Source organism: Clostridium sp. OF09-36 (genome assembly GCF_003481985.1).
GTDB lineage: Bacteria > Bacillota > Clostridia > Lachnospirales > Lachnospiraceae > Brotaphodocola.
Genome location: NZ_QUMD01000004.1, coordinates 68055 through 85748, shown reverse-complemented (window position 1 = coordinate 85748; position 17694 = coordinate 68055). Strand labels below are relative to the sequence as shown.

At 49.4% G+C, this 17694-nt stretch carries 19 protein-coding genes; 6 read left to right on the top strand and 13 right to left on the bottom strand.

Annotated elements, in window-relative coordinates; genetic code table 11:
• Positions 1-55: 55 nt before the first annotated feature.
• The 5 genes from opp1B to DXA97_RS04720 are packed head-to-tail and all read left to right on the top strand — an operon-like array spanning position 56 to position 4651.
• The gene (opp1B, locus tag DXA97_RS04740) at positions 56-997 is read left to right on the top strand and encodes a nickel/cobalt ABC transporter permease (protein ID WP_118718773.1); all 942 of its coding nucleotides are present in this window, start codon (positions 56-58) and stop codon (positions 995-997) included.
• Between the two features lie 2 nt (positions 998-999).
• The gene (gene opp1C / locus DXA97_RS04735) at positions 1000-1821 is read left to right on the top strand and encodes a nickel/cobalt ABC transporter permease (protein WP_118540213.1); all 822 of its coding nucleotides are present in this window, start codon (positions 1000-1002) and stop codon (positions 1819-1821) included.
• A gap of 3 nt (positions 1822-1824) precedes the next feature.
• On the top strand, positions 1825-2763 hold the full coding sequence (locus DXA97_RS04730; RefSeq protein ID WP_118540214.1) for an ABC transporter ATP-binding protein: 939 nt from the start codon (positions 1825-1827) through the stop codon (positions 2761-2763).
• Entirely contained in the window at positions 2757-3587 is an 831-nt protein-coding gene (locus DXA97_RS04725; protein ID WP_118718772.1) for a dipeptide/oligopeptide/nickel ABC transporter ATP-binding protein, read from the top strand. Before DXA97_RS04730 ends, DXA97_RS04725 begins: the two co-directional genes overlap by 7 nt.
• Positions 3588-3619: 32 nt before the next feature.
• Positions 3620-4651 (top strand): succinylglutamate desuccinylase/aspartoacylase family protein, encoded by a 1032-nt coding sequence (locus DXA97_RS04720; RefSeq protein WP_118718771.1) that lies wholly within the window; start codon positions 3620-3622, stop codon positions 4649-4651.
• 39 nt (positions 4652-4690) lie between these two features.
• Here DXA97_RS04720 and DXA97_RS04715 read toward each other — a convergent pair whose 3' ends face one another.
• Positions 4691-5476 carry a hypothetical protein gene (locus DXA97_RS04715; protein ID WP_243107562.1) on the bottom strand — a complete coding sequence of 262 codons (786 nt, stop codon included), beginning with the start codon at positions 5474-5476 and terminating at the stop codon, positions 4691-4693.
• Between the two features lie 14 nt (positions 5477-5490).
• Positions 5491-6645: a PrpF domain-containing protein gene (locus tag DXA97_RS04710; RefSeq protein ID WP_118718770.1), complete on the bottom strand. Its 1155-nt coding sequence runs from the start codon at positions 6643-6645 to the stop codon at positions 5491-5493.
• Between the two features lie 253 nt (positions 6646-6898).
• Here DXA97_RS04710 and DXA97_RS04705 point away from each other — a divergent pair, with 253 nt between their 5' ends.
• Positions 6899-7810, top strand: a complete 912-nt coding sequence (locus tag DXA97_RS04705; protein WP_118718769.1) for a LysR family transcriptional regulator — start codon at positions 6899-6901, stop codon at positions 7808-7810.
• Positions 7811-7837: 27 nt separating this feature from the next.
• On the opposite strand, the gene DXA97_RS04700 is transcribed toward DXA97_RS04705, so the two are convergent.
• The 11 genes from DXA97_RS04700 to DXA97_RS04650 all read right to left on the bottom strand — a co-directional run bounded on the left by DXA97_RS04700 (position 7838) and on the right by DXA97_RS04650 (position 17686).
• Positions 7838-8890, bottom strand: coding sequence for an NUDIX domain-containing protein (locus DXA97_RS04700; RefSeq protein WP_118718768.1), 1053 nt, complete (start codon positions 8888-8890; stop codon positions 7838-7840).
• Positions 8891-8923: 33 nt separating this feature from the next.
• Positions 8924-9748, bottom strand: a complete 825-nt coding sequence (locus DXA97_RS04695; protein ID WP_118718767.1) for a GNAT family N-acetyltransferase — start codon at positions 9746-9748, stop codon at positions 8924-8926.
• A 14-nt stretch (positions 9749-9762) separates the two neighbouring features.
• The gene (locus tag DXA97_RS04690) at positions 9763-10281 is read right to left on the bottom strand and encodes a peptidylprolyl isomerase (protein ID WP_118718766.1); all 519 of its coding nucleotides are present in this window, start codon (positions 10279-10281) and stop codon (positions 9763-9765) included.
• Between the two features lie 140 nt (positions 10282-10421).
• On the bottom strand, positions 10422-11843 hold the full coding sequence (gene mgtE, locus DXA97_RS04685) for a magnesium transporter (protein WP_243107561.1): 1422 nt from the start codon (positions 11841-11843) through the stop codon (positions 10422-10424).
• Between the two features lie 638 nt (positions 11844-12481).
• On the bottom strand, positions 12482-13198 hold the full coding sequence (locus DXA97_RS04680; RefSeq protein ID WP_118718765.1) for a hypothetical protein: 717 nt from the start codon (positions 13196-13198) through the stop codon (positions 12482-12484).
• A gap of 1 nt (position 13199) precedes the next feature.
• Entirely contained in the window at positions 13200-13382 is a 183-nt protein-coding gene (locus DXA97_RS21915; RefSeq protein WP_347561463.1) for a hypothetical protein, read from the bottom strand.
• A 21-nt stretch (positions 13383-13403) separates the two neighbouring features.
• Positions 13404-13946, bottom strand: coding sequence for a 6-phospho-3-hexuloisomerase (gene hxlB / locus DXA97_RS04670; RefSeq protein WP_118718764.1), 543 nt, complete (start codon positions 13944-13946; stop codon positions 13404-13406).
• A gap of 150 nt (positions 13947-14096) precedes the next feature.
• Positions 14097-15014, bottom strand: coding sequence for a ribokinase (locus tag DXA97_RS04665; RefSeq protein ID WP_118718763.1), 918 nt, complete (start codon positions 15012-15014; stop codon positions 14097-14099).
• A 14-nt stretch (positions 15015-15028) separates the two neighbouring features.
• A complete protein-coding gene (locus DXA97_RS04660) occupies positions 15029-15973 on the bottom strand; it encodes a sugar phosphate isomerase/epimerase family protein (protein WP_118718762.1) in 945 nt (314 codons plus the stop codon).
• A gap of 42 nt (positions 15974-16015) precedes the next feature.
• Complete coding sequence (locus DXA97_RS04655; RefSeq protein WP_118718858.1) at positions 16016-16657, bottom strand: DUF4867 family protein; 642 nt, start codon at positions 16655-16657, stop codon at positions 16016-16018.
• Between the two features lie 24 nt (positions 16658-16681).
• Positions 16682-17686 carry an ABC transporter permease gene (locus DXA97_RS04650; RefSeq protein WP_118718761.1) on the bottom strand — a complete coding sequence of 335 codons (1005 nt, stop codon included), beginning with the start codon at positions 17684-17686 and terminating at the stop codon, positions 16682-16684.
• Positions 17687-17694 lie beyond the last annotated feature (8 nt).

The following is a 17694-nucleotide window of genomic DNA, read 5'->3' as shown; positions in this document are numbered from 1 at the left end:
TTGCATGTTGTGTCTTTGTGACTGACATATCTGTTTTTCCATGGGAGGTATTATCTTGAAACCATATATCATAAAACGGATCCTGTCTGCGATCCCGCTTCTTCTTATTATATCATTTGTATGCTTTGTATTTATCAACCTGATCCCGTCTGATCCGGCAGAGGTTGCCTTGCGTGTCCGCCAGGTCCCGATCATCACAGAGGAGGCCATTGCCGAGGTCCGCGCAGAACTGGGTCTCGACAAACCTTATCTGGTGCGTTACTTCACCTGGGTACTTGACTGCCTGCGCGGCAATTTCGGCATCAGCTACGTCAATCCGACCCGTACCGTTGCCGGAGAACTGCTCCGCTGCATGCCTGCCACCCTGCAGCTTGCCGGAGCGTCCCTGGTCATGGTGATTCTCTTAAGCCTGCCGATTGGCTTTCTTTGTGCCGTATACAAAGATGGCTGGTTTGACCGGATCATGCGCGGCATCGTCTTTATGACTACCGCTATGCCTGCTTACTGGATTGGACTACTCTTGATGTGGCTGGTTTCCATTAAGCTGGATCTTCTGCCGACCAGCGGAAACGGGACCCTGAAACATCTGATCCTGCCCGCTTTCACCGTATCGTTAAGCTATATTTCCACCTACATCCGTCTGATCCGCAACAACATGCTGGAAAACATGAAACAGGATTATGTACTCTACGCCAATGTGCGCGGACTTCCGCAGAAATCCATCCTGGTAAAACATATCCTGAAAAACTCCATGCACACCTGCATCGTCGCCATCGGTATGAGCATCCCGCAGCTGATCTCCGGAACCATTGTCGTGGAAAACGTGTTTGCATGGCCGGGACTTGGAACGCTTTGCATCAGTTCTATTTTCAACCGCGATTACCCGGTTATCCAGACCTATGTACTTTTGATCGGTGTTTTATTCGTTGTATTTAATCTGCTGTTCGATATCCTTCAGACAGTGTCGGATCCACGTATGAGAAAGGAGAGTCACTAATCATGCTTCATCGTTTTCTTCATAATAAAACGGCCGTCGGTACGGTCAGCCTGGTTCTGATCGTGGCCCTCATCGGAATTTTTGCCCCGGTCATTGCCCCGCACGACCCATATGCCACCAACATTCTCAACAAATTTGCGCACTTCAGCAGGGAATATCCGCTTGGAACGGACAATCTGGGACGCTGCATTCTCTCCCGCATGATCTACGGCATCCGGCCGACGCTGGGTCTGGCTGTCCTTACCATGCTTGGCACCATCGGCCTGGGCGCTCTGATGGGACTTTTAGCCGGATATTTCCGCGGGATCACGGAGGAGCTGATCATGCGCGTGGTTGATGTAATGCTTTCCTTTCCGAGCCAGATCATGGTATTTGCCGTTGTGGCACTCCTTGGCATCAACGTGCAGAACGTGATCCTGGCCAATGTCTTCATCAAGTGGGCCTGGTACGCCCGCATGATCCGCACCGGTGTCATGCAGTACCGCGACCGGAACTTTGTCCAGTTTTCCCGCTGCATCGGCACACCGGAACGTTTCATCCTCTTCCGGCATCTGGTCCCTTCCATCGCGGCTGACCTGGCTGTGCTTTCTTCCCTCGATGTCGGCTGGGCCATCATCAACATTTCTACCCTGTCCTTTCTGGGACTCGGTGTCCAGGCTCCTACCCCGGAATGGGGTGCCATGCTCAGTGAAGCGAAAAATGTCCTGACCAGCAATCCGGCGCAGATGCTGGTGCCGGGTATCGCCATTGTCATTCTGGTATCTGCCTTCAACCTGATGGGCGATGCCATCCGCGATGTGCTGGATCCAAAGGAGGTGCTGTAATCCATGTCTGCGATCTTAAAGGTTGAAAATTTAAATGTAACACTCACCCAGCGTAAAAGTTCCAAAAAGCTGGTGGAAGAGGTAAGCTTTGAAGTCCATCCCGGCGAATGTCTGGGGATTCTCGGAGAATCTGGAAGCGGAAAAAGCATGACCGTAAAGTCTGTGCTCGGTCTGCTGGACAAAAATTTCCAGATTTCCGGCCGTGCCATCTTCGACGGGCAGGATCTTTTGCGGGAATCCAAAGAAGAGCTGCGCCGTCTGCGCGGCAGCCGTATCACCATGGTGCTGCAAAATCCCATGACCTGCTTTGACCCGCTCTACCGCATCGGAAGCCAGATGGCAGAGACCTTCGCCACCCATACCACATGGAGCGCACAGGAAATCCGCTCCCACTCTCTGGAAATCCTGGCGCAGATGCGGATCCGAAACGGGGAGGAAGTACTGGAAAAATATCCGCACCAGCTCTCCGGAGGTATGCTGCAGCGTATCATGATCGGCATCGCCATGGCCTTAGAGCCGGAACTTCTGATCGCCGATGAGCCTACCACCGCCATTGATGCGATCACCCAGTACGAGATTTTAGAGGAATTTGTCCGGATCAAAAAAGAAAAACACACCGCCATGCTGTTTATCACGCATGACCTGGGTGCGATCTCAAAAGTGGCTGACCGCGTTCTGGTCATGAACAGCGGACATATCGTGGACAGCGGGACCTTCGAACACATTCTCATGCATGCCAACGATCCATACACCCGGATGCTGGTAGAAAAACGTTCTGCCGTGATGCACCGCTACCGCCAGGTTTTGCACGGAGACCCAATTTTGAGCCAAAACCAGATCCTGAATAGAAGCCAGGTTTTGAATGAAAAAGGACTTCTGAATGAGAAACAGTTTCTGGACGAAAGCCAGATTTTGAATAGAAAGGAGAATGCCGCATGCTAGAATTAAACGATATCTGTGTCAGCTTCCGCAGTGAACGCCAGGAAAAACTCTTCGGCACCAGCCGTGACCAGATTCTCTTTGATGTATCCCTGCGCGTTCCACAGGGGACCTGCCTCGGCATCCTGGGCGAATCCGGAAGCGGAAAATCCACCCTGGGCCGCGTGATCTGCGGGCTGTTAAAACCAGACCGCGGAGAAGTACGGATCCACGGCACCTCTGTCTATGCTTCCCGGAGTGGACGCAAGAATCTCCAGAAACGCTTAAGCGTCGTCTTCCAGGACTACACGACCTCCGCCAATCCACGGTTCCGGGTAAAAGAGATCATTGCAGAAGGACTTGCAGCAAGGGAACGGAACCAGAAAAACAACGGCGGCATTGCAGGCATCACGAATACCGCACAGCCTGGCACTCCGGCAAAATGGAACCGGCAGGAAGAAACAAGCCATCTTTTAGAGCTTGTCGGTCTCAATGCCTCCTATGCGGACCGCTACCCGCATGAACTCTCCGGGGGACAGCTGCAGCGTGTCTGCATTGCGCGGGCGGTGGCCTGCCAGCCGGAAATCATTCTGTTTGACGAGGCAATTTCTTCTCTCGATGCGCACACCCAGGTACAGATCATGGACCTGCTGCGCGACCTGCAAGAAAAGCTTGGCCTGACCTATATTTTCATCACACACGACCTGACTTCTGTGACCTATCTTTGTGATGATGTGCTGTTTCTTTATCATGGTCATGTTACAGAGCACATTCCGGTATTCCGCATCGCGGAAACAAAGGATGCGTATGCGCAAAAACTTTTGAGCTCTATCATTGAATTTGAGTAATGATAAATGTAGCAAAAGGAGATCTTATATCTATGAGACTGTCTGACTTAAAAGCCGGCACCGGAACAAAACAAACACTTCTGCTGCCTGTCACCAGCCCCTATCCCATCCAAATGACCGTCATCTGCGGCAATCACCCAGGAAAAACGCTGGTGGTTACCGCCGGAGTACACGGCTGCGAATACGTCGGCATCGAAGCACTCCGCAGCCTTGGAAACGAATTAGAGCCTGACAATCTTTCCGGGCGCATGATCCTTCTGCCTCTGGTAAACCCGGAAGGCTTCTACCACGGTGCAAAACAGATCATTCCAGCCGACGGTCAGAATCTAAACCGGATGTTTCCCGGAAGTAAAGAAGAGACCTTTTCCAGCCAGCTCGCAAAGGTTCTGGAGGAAACCCTGTACCCGGAGGCGGATTTTCTGATGGATCTGCACGGCGGAGATGTCAACGAAGCACTGACTCCGCTGATTTTCTTTCCAACGGCAGTGCCGGAAAAGCTTGCAACGCAATCCGCTCTGGCCGCAGCCGCCCTCTCGGTTCCTTACCGGGTTGCCTCCACCTCAAAAAACGGTCTCTACAGCTGGGCCGCACAATGCGGAATCCCGGCCCTGCTGGTAGAGCGCGGAGAGCGCGGACTGTGGAGCAAAGAAGAAGTAACTGCATGCAAACATAATGTATATGAGATGATGGAGCATCTTGGGATGCTTTCTGTCTCACAAGCAACTGATAACCAGCAAGAGCAGACATCGCTTCGTACAAAAGCGTTTTCAAGACCAACTGAAATCAACGACTCACGCTCTGCAGAAGCACATTCTGAACAAACCGAAGTCCGCGATGCACTTTATGCAGAAGCGCCTTCCGACGGTTTCTGGTATCCTGCCATGAAAAAAGCCGGAAAAACCGTTCCAAAAGGTGCCCTGCTTGGCACTCTGAACGATGTTTCCGGCAAAGAAATCTTTCGCTGCATTGCCCCGTTTGACGGTGTCATCCTCTATTTCACCTTAAGTCTCGGTGTAAAATCCGGAGATCCGCTGGTCGCATTCGGAAAGTTGGAGCATATTTAGTTGCTGGGCACGCATGCGTGAACAGTAACCATATTGGATTTAAAAGAGTCCGCCCAGTCCAAATACTCCGACTGCTGCCATAACCACGTTGACACATACATTGGCTACGGAAAGCAGGAACAGGGTGTAGAACATTTTGTTCATTTCCTCGGTGGTGGTCTCACGGGCTGCGGAGTAGGAGGACATGATGATGGCACCTCCGGTAGAAAGCGGGCTGATGGCTGCTGCGAAGGAGGTTGCAGTGATCGCTGCGATCAGTTCTACATAATTCACTCCGGCGAAGCGCTGGCAGATTTCCGCGGAGATCGGGTACAGGGTTGGCATCACCACAGCGGTGGTGGAGCTTACCCAGGACAGGATTCCGGAGGTGGCTGCCATGATCGGAGTTGCGGTATGCTCGGTCATGAAGGAAGCCAGGGTATCGGAGATCAGGTCAATGCCGACTAAGAGACTGATCATGTTGACCAGTACACCTACACCGCAGATCATGATCAGGGTGCCCCACGGGATGCTCTTGATGGCTTTCTTCTCATCGGCACATCCAAGCAGGATCAGAACCGCTGCCATGCCAAACAGGAAGGTAACACCAACCAGCGTCACAAACATAGAACTGGAAAAGCCTTTTACCACATCGCTGGCCTTTAACAGCCGCATGGTATCGCCGGATTTGATCTGCAGCTCCACTGCCATTCCCAGAAGCGCCAGCAAAAAGGCGGCTCCGATGGAAAAGAATCCGATATTGATTTTCTTTACAAATCCAACTGCGATTACCATAATTAATACCAGCAGAGAAAGCTGCGGTAAGATTGCCCGAATCATTTCCATAGTATATCCCCCCATTATCTTCTGACTGATGCAACGCCTTCCATTAACAGGTTGGCAGTGCGGAATCCAAACGTATCTTCAATAACCGGCTCCTTCTCCTCTGGCCGGTAATCCACTCCACATTCCAGTACTCCGCCCGGATGTCCAATGCGGATAAACTGGGTATCGGTGTCCGGATTTAAGACCTGCGCTACCACGCTTCCCGGCACAACTGCTGCTGCCGCCGTGCACATGGCTCCGGTCATCGCATAACTCGGATGTGTTTTCTGCATCGACATCATCCGGGAAAGCAGGTCAATTTCTTCTTTCCGGATTGTTGTTCCATCTGCAGTTTCGTAAGTATCCGACTCTGCCACAAAAGTCATCTTCGGAATACCAGGTGTTTCCCATGCTGATTTCTTATAATCATCGATCAGGCCAAGCTTCACTGCCGCAAGTCCCCGCACCATTTCCAGAAGCTCCAGCTTCGCTGCATCCGCATTTAATTCATCCGGATTTTCTTTTCCGGTCAGCCCCAGATCCTTTGCTTTTACAAAAACAAGCGGATTTGCCGCATCAACAATGGAAACCTCCACCTCGCCGAAGTCCGGCACAGTCAGCATATCCACTGCATTTCCGGTTGGAAGCAGACCCTTTCCTAATGTTCCGGCTGGATTTATAAATTTCAGGCGGATCGGTGATGCCGTTCCCGGGACTCCGGCAATCTGAAAATCACCTGTATAATTCACGCCTTCATCCGAGGTCTTCACATCTGCCGCAATGATTTTTCCCGTATTGGTGTTGTAGATCCGCACGGTAGTCTCGTTCTCTTTCGGTGTGACCAGACCTTTTTCCAATGCAAACGGGCCAACACCGGAAGAAATATTTCCGCAATTTCCTTTGTAGCTGACGATCGGCTTATCAACCGATACCTGTGCAAAGGTATAATCCACATCTGCATCTGCTCTCTGTGAGCGCTTTACGATCGCAACCTTGCTTGTTACTGACTGGGAACCGCCAAGCCCGTCGATCTGTTTGGCATCCGGACTTCCCATGAGACGAAGCAGGATTTCATCCCACGCTTCCTTATCTTTTGGGAGATCGGATTCTAATATGTAAATTCCTTTGCTGGTACCTCCCCGCATGATCGTCACCGGGAGCTTATATACCTGTTCGTTCTGATTCTGCATTTCGTTTCCTCCATCACCTGTGTGTGAAGGCGGCTGGCCATGCCGCCGGTCTTTTTAACCGGTACCGTTTTATGGTTTTATCATAGCATGAGGCCAACTGTAATACAAATTCATAATTTTCATTTAAACTATTCTATATATCTATAGTTTATGCTATGATAAACTTTACAGATTATAAGGAAATCTTGAATAAACTGCAAAAACGAAAGCACAATTTCAAAATCATGTCAGGAAAATTTTTTGGGAGATTTTTATGGATTTTAAAGACTTATCTTATGTCCTGGCGATCGCCAGATATCAGAATATTACCAAGGCTGCGAATTCTTTATATGTAACCCAGCCGACACTTACAAAATTTCTCCAGAACCTGGAGGCAGAGCTTGGACAAAAGCTGTTCCGAAAGCTGGGACACCGTTTTGTTCTCACCTATGCCGGGGAACGCTATGTAGAAAAAGCTTCCGAGATTCTGAACCTGAAAAAAGAGCTGGACCAGGAAATGAACGACATCGTAAAGAACAATTACGGCTCTTTAAAGATTGCCTTTCCGACCATGCGCGGCACCTACATGCTTCCCTGTACCCTGCCGATTTTCAATTCCTTATATCCCAACGTACGGCTGGAAATTCTGGAGTCACATTCCTATTTACTGGAAGATATGCTGCTGAATGCCGAGGCCGATCTCGCATTTTTCAATCTGCCTGTAAAAAGCCCGGATATTGATTACGAGATCATCAGCCACGAGGAACTGCTCCTGATCTTGCCGCATCATCACCCGCTTGCGGAAATGGGTGTACAAAAACCCGACTGTAAATATCCATGGATGGATCTTAAATATTTAAAAGACGAGCCATTCCTGTTCCAGACTCCGGGACAGCGAACCCAGCAGACAGTAGACCAGCTTTTTAAAGCGGCCGGGATCACCCCGATCATAAAGCTGCAGACCAGCAACATCGCCGCAAAGGTCCAGCTGGTAGCAAAAGGCTACGGCTGCGGGTTTGTGACTGAAACCCATTTAAAGCACATCCAGCCGCCGCCTGACATTGCCTGTTTTTCCGTTGGCCCGGAAACCTGCACCACGGTTGATTTCGTGGCAGCGTACCGGCGCGGCAGTTATCTGCCGTACCATGCGCAGGAATATATTAAAATTGTAAAGGATTTCACCTGAGACATAACAGGTGAAATCCTTTTGTTGTTAATTTTCATCCTGAACTGTTCCAGGGCCGAAAGACATTAATCCTTTTTTCAGCGCCTTAAGTTCTTCAAGATTAATACAGCTATTTAGTTCCTTCTTTTCGATTTTTTCGATGCATGTCTGATAATCCATCCACCTCACACTCTCAACTTCCGCTTTCTGAAGCTTCAGGTTTTCTTCCTGAAGCTTTTCTCCCGCGTACAGATAGACCGCGCTGATCTCGTGATTTTTAAACGGCTGTCCATGAAAAACTTCTTCGCTTTCTGACTGATGCATTTTAACAAAATGGAGTTCTTCTTCTGTTGCCTCGATCCCCAATTCTTCGTTCAGCTCCCGAATTGCTGTCGGCAGATACTCCTCTCCCGCTGCCACATGCCCGGCTGCGGAAATGTCATAATATCCCGGGTAAGAATCTTTATGCTCACTCCGTTTCTGAAGAAGCACCTCCCAGCTGTCCGAGGGACCACGGCGCACGACCCAAACATGAGCAGTTCCGTGCACACTTCCATCGCGGTGGACAACTCCTCTTTCTCTTCGCACTCCGGTTTTCTCCCCTGTCTTCTCATCGAGCACATCAAGAAGCTCCATCTCCTGGCCATCCAGAGAAGCCGAAACAAGCTTATCGTGACCGTCATAGACAAGCTTGAGCGAGAAGAAATCGGTGCGTTCATTCAGAAGACGGAAAAAGATCTTATCGCCCTCCCAGATGTTTAGCTTCACTGCTTCTTCTTTGTCGACCCATGCCAGCTCGCCTTCATTGCATGCGATCGGTTCGCCGGTAAAGGCATCTGCCGTAAAGAGCGACATATATTCTGTCACGCCGTTTCCGGAGACAAAGGTCACAATGGCACGGTATTTCCAGGAGGTCAGCGTATAGCCGGTCTCCTCCCAGACTTCACGGAGCAGACATTCTTCCGGGCTTTCATCTGCCTCAAAATGACCTCCGACTCCGATCCATTTGTCTTTGTTTACATCATTTTTCTTCACGGTACGGTGCAGCATCAGATACTGCCCGTCTTTTTCGATATAGCATAGCGTACTTAGTGAGATCATTGTTTTATGAATACCTCCACAGATAATAAAAACTTATTTTCCACTCAGATAATACTTTACCTGCAGTTTCCGAAGCAGCTGGACCGATGCCGTATTTTCTCCTGCCACGCAGGCACACACCGGACAATCCAGCTCATCCCTAGCATAAGCAAGGATCGCACGGCATGCTTCTTCGGCATAGCCCTGACGGCGGTAGGGGTGAAAAACATGGTAGCCGAGTTCCAGAAATTCCCTGTCTTCCATTCCGTTGGCATCTGGAAAGTCATTTTCGGAGTCCACTCTACTTTTCGGTTCGAAGTCATTTCCGGTTTCCGCAACTTTTCCCAGTTGTTCTTCCGGTGCACTTGCCCTTGCAAAATCCCGTTTCTTCGCATTGGATAACCCGGCTTTTCCGATGATCCTGCCATCTGTTTTTCGCACCAGCGCCCAGATTCCATACTCATAAAACCGGTACTGGCCTTTGATATAGGCCTTCAATTTCTCTGTATCGTAAAAAATCTGATCAGCATCCCGTTCCTCCTGTGTAAACCAGGCATCCGGTTCCTCTGGCATACCGGCAATGTCTTCTACGGTAAATTCCCGGATAATCAAGCGGTCTGTTTCTGTGATGATCCAGGGCAGACCGATGTGGCGGAGCACAATGCGTTCTAAATATTCCGGGCAGATGGCATCCGGCGTTGCCAGGTACTCTGCATCCCAGATGTCATCTTCCTGACTTCCTCCACCATGTTCTTCCATGTGTATCAGACCAACAAAAGCTCTCCCTGCTGCTTTCGCGGCAAGGAGAGCTTTTCGTTCGTCAGAAACCACAACCGGATATGCTGTTTTTCCAATCCAAACCGTGTATTCCTGTGTCATATCATTCCTCTAACTTAGCACTTCTCCGGCTCGTCGTACTCTTCACCGAAGGTATCAACCGTCATGCTCTTGATCTTCTGCTCTTTGAGCGGTCTGTCGCTGTAGTCGGTGCGGGTCTCGGCAATCTTGTTTACGACGTCCATGCCGTCAATGACCATACCGAATGCTGCGTAAGCGCCGTCTAAGTGCGGAGCATCTTTGTGCATGATGAAGAACTGGGAACCTGCGGAGTTCGGCATCATGGAACGTGCCATGGAAAGAACGCCTGCGGTATGCTTTAAGTCATTCTGGAAACCATTCTGGCTGAACTCACCCTTGATGGAATAGCCCGGGCCGCCCATGCCGTTGCCGTTCGGGCATCCGCCCTGGATCATAAAGCCTTTGATGACTCTGTGGAAAATGAGTCCGTCATAGTAGCCTTTCTTTGCCAGGCTGATAAAGTTCTTTACGGTATTCGGAGCAACCTCCGGATATAATTCTGCGCGGATCACGCCGCCGTCTTCCATCGTAATGGTAATCTCTGGATTTTTCATGGTTCAAATCTCCCTTCATGTAAAACAAATGCCTGCTTTGCAGCCGCCTGTTTTCTTTTGCGCACATTATACCATACATTCCTCTGATACGCAAACAGCTGTCCGGTATGCAAATTTCCATATACCAGACAGCTGTACTTTTAATCCGCTAAATGCAGCATCTCGATCAAAAAGATCCAGGTCAGTCCGTAGTAAGAAACCACCGCTACCAGGTCGTTCACCGTTGTGATGAGCGGACCAGATGCTACGGCCGGGTCTACGCCGAACTTTTTAAACATGATCGGGATCACCGTACCGGATACACTGGAAATAATCATGGCCGCAAGAAGTGCCACGCCGATGCAGCCGGAAACTGCGAATGCAAAAAACGGAGTCATTCCCTTTGCAATCGCGATATAAGCACCGATCGCAACGAAAGAAAGAATGCCAAGGATCAGTCCGTTGCACATGCCGACTCTCGCTTCCTTAAATACCAGGCCAAGTTTCTGCTTGCCATCCAGGTTCTCATCCATCAGCACACGGATGGTCACTGCCAGGGACTGGGTGCCGACGTTTCCGGCCATGTCCAGAATCAGGGACTGGAAGCAGATCACAATGGTCAGCTGCGCTACCACACCCTCAAACAAACCAACCACACTGGAAACCACAAGACCAAGGCCAAGTAAAATGATCAGCCACGGCAGACGCTTGTGCACGCTCTGGCGGATCGGCTCGTTTAATTCCTCCTCAGAAGCAAGACCTGCTAACTTTGCGTAGTCATCGCCCATCTCATCATCGACAACCTGAACGATGTCCTGCGCAGTGATGACACCAAGGATCTTGTTGCTCTCATCCAGTACCGGGATGGAATCCTCGGAGTAGTCCTTCATGCGCTCGATACAGTCTTCGATCATCTCACGGGCATACACATATGGGTAAGACTCCATGATGATATCATCCAGGCTGCTGCCCTCTCGGGCAATGATCAAATCCTTTAAGTCGATCGCACCGCAGAACGTGTGCTGGTCATCGGTTACATATAAGGTAGAAATATTATCGTTTTCTGCCGCCTGTGCAACCAGCTCCCGCATCGCTTCACGGACACTGATTCCAGCTTTGATCTCAATAAAATTCATGCTCATGCGGCTTCCGATCTCATCTTCATCGAAAGACTCCAGCATGGCAATGTCGCGCTTGGATTCATTGTCAATCAGGTCAATGAGCATATTGCGCTCCGGCTTTGCCAGGCGCTTAAGCAGCGCTGCTGCCTGATCAACTTCCATGCAGGAAAGAACCTCAACCTTCTTTCTTGCATTCAGTTCCTCAAAATAAATTTCTGCGTTATCCAGATATTCAAAAATATCAGAAAGCTGTTCCGCATCTAAAATGCGGTATAAACGCTCTCTCTCATCTCTTGTCAGCACCTCGAAAGAGGATGCGATATCATTCTCATGGTAGTCGGAAATCCGGTCCTTTAATACACGCGGGGATACGTTGCTCCGCATGATCTGCTCCAGTTCCGTCTGGTAGTCACGTACCTGAACTGCCACGTCTTTGGTCTCGTTCTCGTTCATCTTTTCCATGCCTGCTCCTTTCTCTGCCTGCGAAAAAGTCTTTCTCTTTCTCACAGCGTTTTGTTCTCACGGCTGTCATCCGTGGAACCGGAGCATTTTTGATCTGCGCAAACCTGCTGTATTTTTCCAGAAAAATCTCCTGTATTCTTCACGTTTTCTTAACAATAGATTCAAAAAACAAGAAAGAAAAACAGCAGCGTGTTTCCGCAAATAAAAAATGCCATTACCGGTTTCATCTGAAAACGGGCAATGGCAGACACACGCAAATACAGCCTGATCCGTGCAGTACACCTGTGATGCAGGGACTACCGATCAGACAGTTTTCCTATCAAAATCTAAACTCAATTCGTGTGAGAAAACGGACAGCGGATTCAGACAGGCTGTCGGTCTTCTTTTCTCTTCCATTGCCGCTCATTCGCTTATAACTGTCCGCGACGTCCATTTCCTCACCTCCTTATATGTGCACGATCAATAAATTCCTCCTAAACTATACTACAGCATTTTTTTCGCGTCAACCACCCAATTTTCCAAGTTGATAAATTTTCACTTTCACCTTACCAAAACGGAATAGAAACCCCGGAGTTGCAGCTCCGGGGTTTCTGCGTACTTCCGTGGAAATACATACTGTCATTTGCCTATTGGCATTATCATATACAATTTTGAAAAGCAATATTCAAATTTCCTGAAAAAATGCAATTGATCGCACAGTGCAGCTCTTCCCCGCTATTTCGCAGAAGCACCCGCGCAATCCCATCCGAGAAGCTTACCGTATCCAGCTTCTCCCTGTTTGTAAACTGCTCCAGCAATGCTTCCCAGGTCATGACACAGGCGGACTGAACCACATTTTCTTCCCCATGCTCCGTCATGACTGTATCCTGGGAACCATAAGGGCCAAAATCCTCTAACCGGTAGAGAAATAACCAGGAATATTCCCAGTTCGCCTCGCCCTTCATGGAATACAGGCCGACCGGAACCAGCCTGTCCATGACTGGGGAAAATGTTTCTCTTCTTCCATCCGCTGTCACGCGGACAAGCTCTTCGGAGAGTTCCCGGTAAGCGCACTTGCGGAAGGTTTCCATGCTTACCCCGGTCCGGTGTTCTTCTTCCGGGATATCTGCATATTGCATATGCCCGCCAAAGCAGTTGAACACATGGCCGTCTTCCGGGATAAACCTTCCTTCCCGCCTGTGGCGTTCTGCCCTGTCCTCCATCAGCAGTCTGCCATCGGGAAAGACTGGCACTATGATCGCAGTCGCATGGCATACCGGTGGAACGGAATGCGCTGTTTTCCGCTCTGTTTTTCCGGCTACCAGAAGCTTCCCATCACGCTCCACAAGGACTGGAAGGTATTCTGTTTTTTTCATTTTAAAATGCTTTTACTTCTTCCATCGTTGGAATGGAAGGTGCAGCGCCCTGTCTGGTCACGGCGATCGCAGAGGCCTTAGATGCCATGTCCATCGCATTCTTCACTGGCTCGCCCTTCTGGACAAAATGGTCTACCTTATAGGTATAATCAATATTCAATGATCCAAAACATAATACTTTCATGAAGCCTTCTCCTCTTAAATTTTACTCAATGTTAGCATGATGCTTCCGCATTTCTTCTGATGTTAATTGCAACTGGTCCATCAGCTCCAGCACTGTCATATCGCACACAAGCTGCGCACTCTGCTCGAATAAAGCCCCCATCGGCTGAATCGAGGTTCCCATGGCGTCCTTATCCTGTGCCTTGACCAGCACACTGCCTGCAGCAAATTCCGTTAACGGTGAGCTTTCCTTACTTGTGACCAGTGCGACCCTGCCGCCAAGCTCCTTCGCCTTCTGCGCGTGATATTTTAAGACCGCGGAAGATCCAGATGCACTGCCGATCACCAGCAGGTCCCCCGGGCCAAATGCCGGTGCCGTCACCTCCCCAACGCTGACACTGCGGATCCCCATCTGTCCTAACCGCATGGCGAACGCTTTCATGACCAGCCCGCTTCTTCCAAGGCCATCACAAAAAACCTGACGGGCACTGGCAATCTCTTGCGCCAGCCAGACGATTTCCTCTTCCTTCACACACTCCATGGATTCCTTAAGCTCTTTTAGTACCGCATTTTTATAATCTTTCATTCTGCTACCGCCTCCGATACCGGATCTGTTTTTTATTCTGGCGGATCTGGCAAAAAATGCTATAAGCACAGGAAGGGAAAATGAATCTGTAGCTTCATTTTCCCTTTGACTGCCATATCCACCCAGACCTACCTGTAAGGTATGTCCAGATTATTTCTGATTGTAAAGTTCCATTACCTCGTCCAAAAACGGCATCGATGGCTGTCCGCCAATCTTGCATACCGTTTTCGCACTGCAGCAGGTCGCAAATTTTGCCGCCTCGAAGATGTCCATATTTTCGGTTAAGGCATAGCAAAGACCTCCGATAAAGGAGTCTCCTGCTCCGGTGGATTCCACTGCCTGCACCTTTCTGGAAGGTACAAACTCCGCTTTTTTGCCATCGCATACAACAGAGCCGGCTTTTCCAAGCGTATAAATGCAGGTATTTCCAAGCGCTCTGGTCATCTTCTGGATTTCCTCCAGTGCGGTCTCCTTGTCTTCGATCGGCTTTTTGCAGAAAAATCCTGCCTCCAGCTCATTTACAACAAAGTAATCGACCTCCTTTAAGGTCTCCTCACTCACTTCGCTGGCCGGGGCACCGTTTAAAATAACGACACAGCCCTTTTCCTTACAAAAATGGATCGCATATTCGATGGTCGAGATCGGGATTTCCAGCTGGAATACCACAATATCTCCCGGATTTAAAAAGCCGTCCAGCTCGTCGACATCCTCTTTGGTGACCAGATCATTGGTCCCGCGGACGACAGAAGCACGAACCCCGCCGTCATACAGGGACTGTGCAACAGACATTCCGCTGTTTCCCGGGCGGATTTTCAGATAGTCAGTGTGTACGCCATATTTTTCGATGTTTTCTTTCAGGAATACACCGGAGGTGTCATCCCCGATGCAGCCGACCATATAGGTTGGCACACCAAGCTTTGCTGCCTGGACTGCCTGGTTTCCGCCTTTGCCTCCACTGCAATAATTGACACTATCTGCAAAGTAGGTTTCTCCCTCAACCGGAAGGCGTTCCTGTTTTAAACACACATCGTAATTCAGACTTCCGATCACGACTGTTTTTCTATTCATAGTGCCCCTCCTGACTACAGAAACATTTCCTGGATCATTTCCTGGATGCGGACTCCGTCATGGGAATTGATCACTTCAGCGATCCGGTCCATACCGTATGCATCGATCTTTGCAGAAATCTTTCTGTAAGTATCGATATTGGCTTTGATCTCAGCTTCCGGGTTTTCACGAATTGGGAAGGTATCAAAGAAGACAACCCCGTCATAGCCGGTCTTTTTCAGGTAATATACAAACTCGACACACTGGATCAGGTTAATGGAGCCGAAGATCAGGCCTCCGTCCATCTGTCCATAGCCATCGTTCATATGAAGTCCGTAAATGCGGTCCTTCAAAGCTGCTACAGCAAGTCCATACGCCGGGCTGTCGAACTTCATCAGCATATGGCAGAAATCCAGGGTGCATCCGATGTTTGGACGGTTGATCAGCTCGATTGCATATAACGTCATGCCGACACTGTCTAACAGCGCATGGTTGCGCTCCTCAAACGGCTTATACTCGATGCTGACCTTGATGTTGTACTGGGCTGCGTAATCGCAGATCTCCTGAAATGCTTCGATCAGCCGGTTCCATGCAGTTCCATAATCGATCTGGAATGGATAATCGTAGCCATCGTAAGCAAGCCATACGGTAACGACTTCCCCACCCAGCTCATGGCACTTATCTACAGCACCCTTTGCAAGATTGATGGACTCCCTGCGGATCTCATCGTCGTAGTGGGAAAATTCGCCATTTAAGTATTTCGGCGGTTTGAATCTGGTTGCCACACCGTTTACCTTCAGGTCTCCCATCATTTCCTTGATCTTGGAAACTTCTGTATCTTTAAAATGCTCCGGATAGTTGAATTCCAGATGGGTAACATGCGGGATCGTTTTAATTTTTTCGATCGCATCGTATACCGTATCTCCCTTTAACACAAATGAGTTGAACCTGCTCGCAAACTTCTCACCAAAATGATTCATGATTTTCCTCCTAATCTGTCTCGTTCATTTTTACTGCTATGATCAGCTGATCCCTTCGCAGTCCTTTATCGTCCAGTTTTTTCCATACATGGTCTTCGGGACCTGCTCTGCCTGGCCTCCGTCTGGATGCGCGATCAGCCATTTATTTTTTGCCTGCAGAAGCTTATCCTCTTCTGTTTTTGCCTGAAATCCGGCATCCAGCGGCGTGTTAGTCCCTCTCGGCAAAAATGTTCCATGGCGGTACCCATCTTCTGTTACATTGCATGCACAGTAATGAAGGGTTGTTGCGTAAAATTCCACAGCCAGTCCTTCCGGCACATAAAACGCCTGGACCTTGGAAGTATCGTAGCAAAAGCCCTCTTCCAGATCCTGCTGGCAGCCAACCATTACTACAAAGTCGCTGGCAGAAATATTCACTTCGGATCCCCGGTGATATTCCAGTCCGTTCAATGCGTCATTATGTCCCAAGCAGTATCCAAGCTCTGCCGGAATCTCACCATAAAATCCTTCCTGAAATTCTTTAAAAACAGGAAGGCTTTCCAATGCCGGATCAGCCGCCACATAGGTTACACCGTCTGACATTGGAAGTTCTTTTAATTTCCGGATCAGCCCGGAAAAATCGTAACCGGAAATGATTCTTCCATATTTTGCAAATTCTGGATCCGTGATCTGATATACTTTCATAAAGCCTCCCTTTTCCGGCAATCCCTACTTTGCTTTTTTCGCCTTCTGGTCACTGTAGTAATTCAGGATCATAACCACGATCAGAAGTACGCCCCATACGATCTGGCGGCACGGTGTCGGGATCCAAGTAAACATATTCAGCGTACTGGATACCATCTGGATGATCAGCACAGCCAGCACGATTCCCTGCACATTTCCTTTACCGCCATTCGGGCTGATGCCGCCCATAACTGCGATCAGGATTGCCTGCATGGTATAGGTCGCACCGTTATCTGCCTTTGCAGAGCTGTAACGGCCCCACATGATGATACCGCACAGGGCAGCCAGGATACCGGAAATCATATGTGTCAGCACAACGATCTTTAAGTTGTTTAAGCCGGCATAGATCGTTGCCTTGTTGTTGGTACCATACATTTTCATCTCGTAGCCAAGCTTTGTCTTTGCTACAATGACAATACATACTGCCGCTACAATGGCAAAGATCACAACGGTAACCGGCAGGATACCAATCTTGGCATTGAGCATCATGGTCAGTCCCTTCGGGAACTTACTTAAGGTGGAGCCCTTTGTCAGTACGACACCGATGCCCCAGAACAGAGACTGGGTACCCAGAGTAGCCAGCATTGCAGGAATGCCCACGCCGGAGATCAGAAGGCCATTCACGGCACCACCGACCGCGCCGACTAAGATCGCGATCAGAAAGCTCACCAGGATCAGGCCGGTCTGCGGGTCACCACTGTCATTCATGAATTTCAGAACAAACAGGCCAGCGATGATCGAGCTTAAGTTTGCCAGATATACCGCACTCAGGTCGATACCACCGATCAGAAGTGCCATACCAATGCCGATCGCCAAAAGACCATACTCCGGGAACTGCTTAAACATAGAACCGAAGTTATCAAGATTTAAGAATTTGCCGCCCTGCAACAGAGAGCAGATCACAAATACTGCTGCAAACACGATCAAAAGACGCACGAAATTCGCATCCCTTGTAGTCATTTTTTTCATGACTGTCTTTTCCTTACTCATTGTGCGTA

Bases quoted from the DNA above. Each gene is read 5' to 3' on its own strand.
- opp1C (WP_118540213.1), top strand. From the start codon at position 1,000: ATGCTTCATCGTTTTCTTCATAATAAAACGGCCGTCGGTACGGTCAGC.
- DXA97_RS04730 (WP_118540214.1), top strand. From the start codon at position 1,825: ATGTCTGCGATCTTAAAGGTTGAAAATTTAAATGTAACACTCACCCAG.
- DXA97_RS04725 (WP_118718772.1), top strand. From the start codon at position 2,757: ATGCTAGAATTAAACGATATCTGTGTCAGCTTCCGCAGTGAACGCCAG.
- DXA97_RS04720 (WP_118718771.1), top strand. From the start codon at position 3,620: ATGAGACTGTCTGACTTAAAAGCCGGCACCGGAACAAAACAAACACTT.
- DXA97_RS04715 (WP_243107562.1), bottom strand. From the start codon at position 5,476: ATGGAAATGATTCGGGCAATCTTACCGCAGCTTTCTCTGCTGGTATTA.
- DXA97_RS04710 (WP_118718770.1), bottom strand. From the start codon at position 6,645: ATGCAGAATCAGAACGAACAGGTATATAAGCTCCCGGTGACGATCATG.
- DXA97_RS04705 (WP_118718769.1), top strand. From the start codon at position 6,899: ATGGATTTTAAAGACTTATCTTATGTCCTGGCGATCGCCAGATATCAG.
- DXA97_RS04700 (WP_118718768.1), bottom strand. From the start codon at position 8,890: ATGATCTCACTAAGTACGCTATGCTATATCGAAAAAGACGGGCAGTAT.
- DXA97_RS04695 (WP_118718767.1), bottom strand. From the start codon at position 9,748: ATGACACAGGAATACACGGTTTGGATTGGAAAAACAGCATATCCGGTT.
- DXA97_RS04690 (WP_118718766.1), bottom strand. From the start codon at position 10,281: ATGAAAAATCCAGAGATTACCATTACGATGGAAGACGGCGGCGTGATC.
- mgtE (WP_243107561.1), bottom strand. From the start codon at position 11,843: ATGGAAAAGATGAACGAGAACGAGACCAAAGACGTGGCAGTTCAGGTA.
- DXA97_RS04680 (WP_118718765.1), bottom strand. From the start codon at position 13,198: ATGAAAAAAACAGAATACCTTCCAGTCCTTGTGGAGCGTGATGGGAAG.
- DXA97_RS21915 (WP_347561463.1), bottom strand. From the start codon at position 13,382: ATGAAAGTATTATGTTTTGGATCATTGAATATTGATTATACCTATAAG.
- hxlB (WP_118718764.1), bottom strand. From the start codon at position 13,946: ATGAAAGATTATAAAAATGCGGTACTAAAAGAGCTTAAGGAATCCATG.
- DXA97_RS04665 (WP_118718763.1), bottom strand. From the start codon at position 15,014: ATGAATAGAAAAACAGTCGTGATCGGAAGTCTGAATTACGATGTGTGT.
- DXA97_RS04660 (WP_118718762.1), bottom strand. From the start codon at position 15,973: ATGAATCATTTTGGTGAGAAGTTTGCGAGCAGGTTCAACTCATTTGTG.
- DXA97_RS04655 (WP_118718858.1), bottom strand. From the start codon at position 16,657: ATGAAAGTATATCAGATCACGGATCCAGAATTTGCAAAATATGGAAGA.
- DXA97_RS04650 (WP_118718761.1), bottom strand. From the start codon at position 17,686: ATGAGTAAGGAAAAGACAGTCATGAAAAAAATGACTACAAGGGATGCG.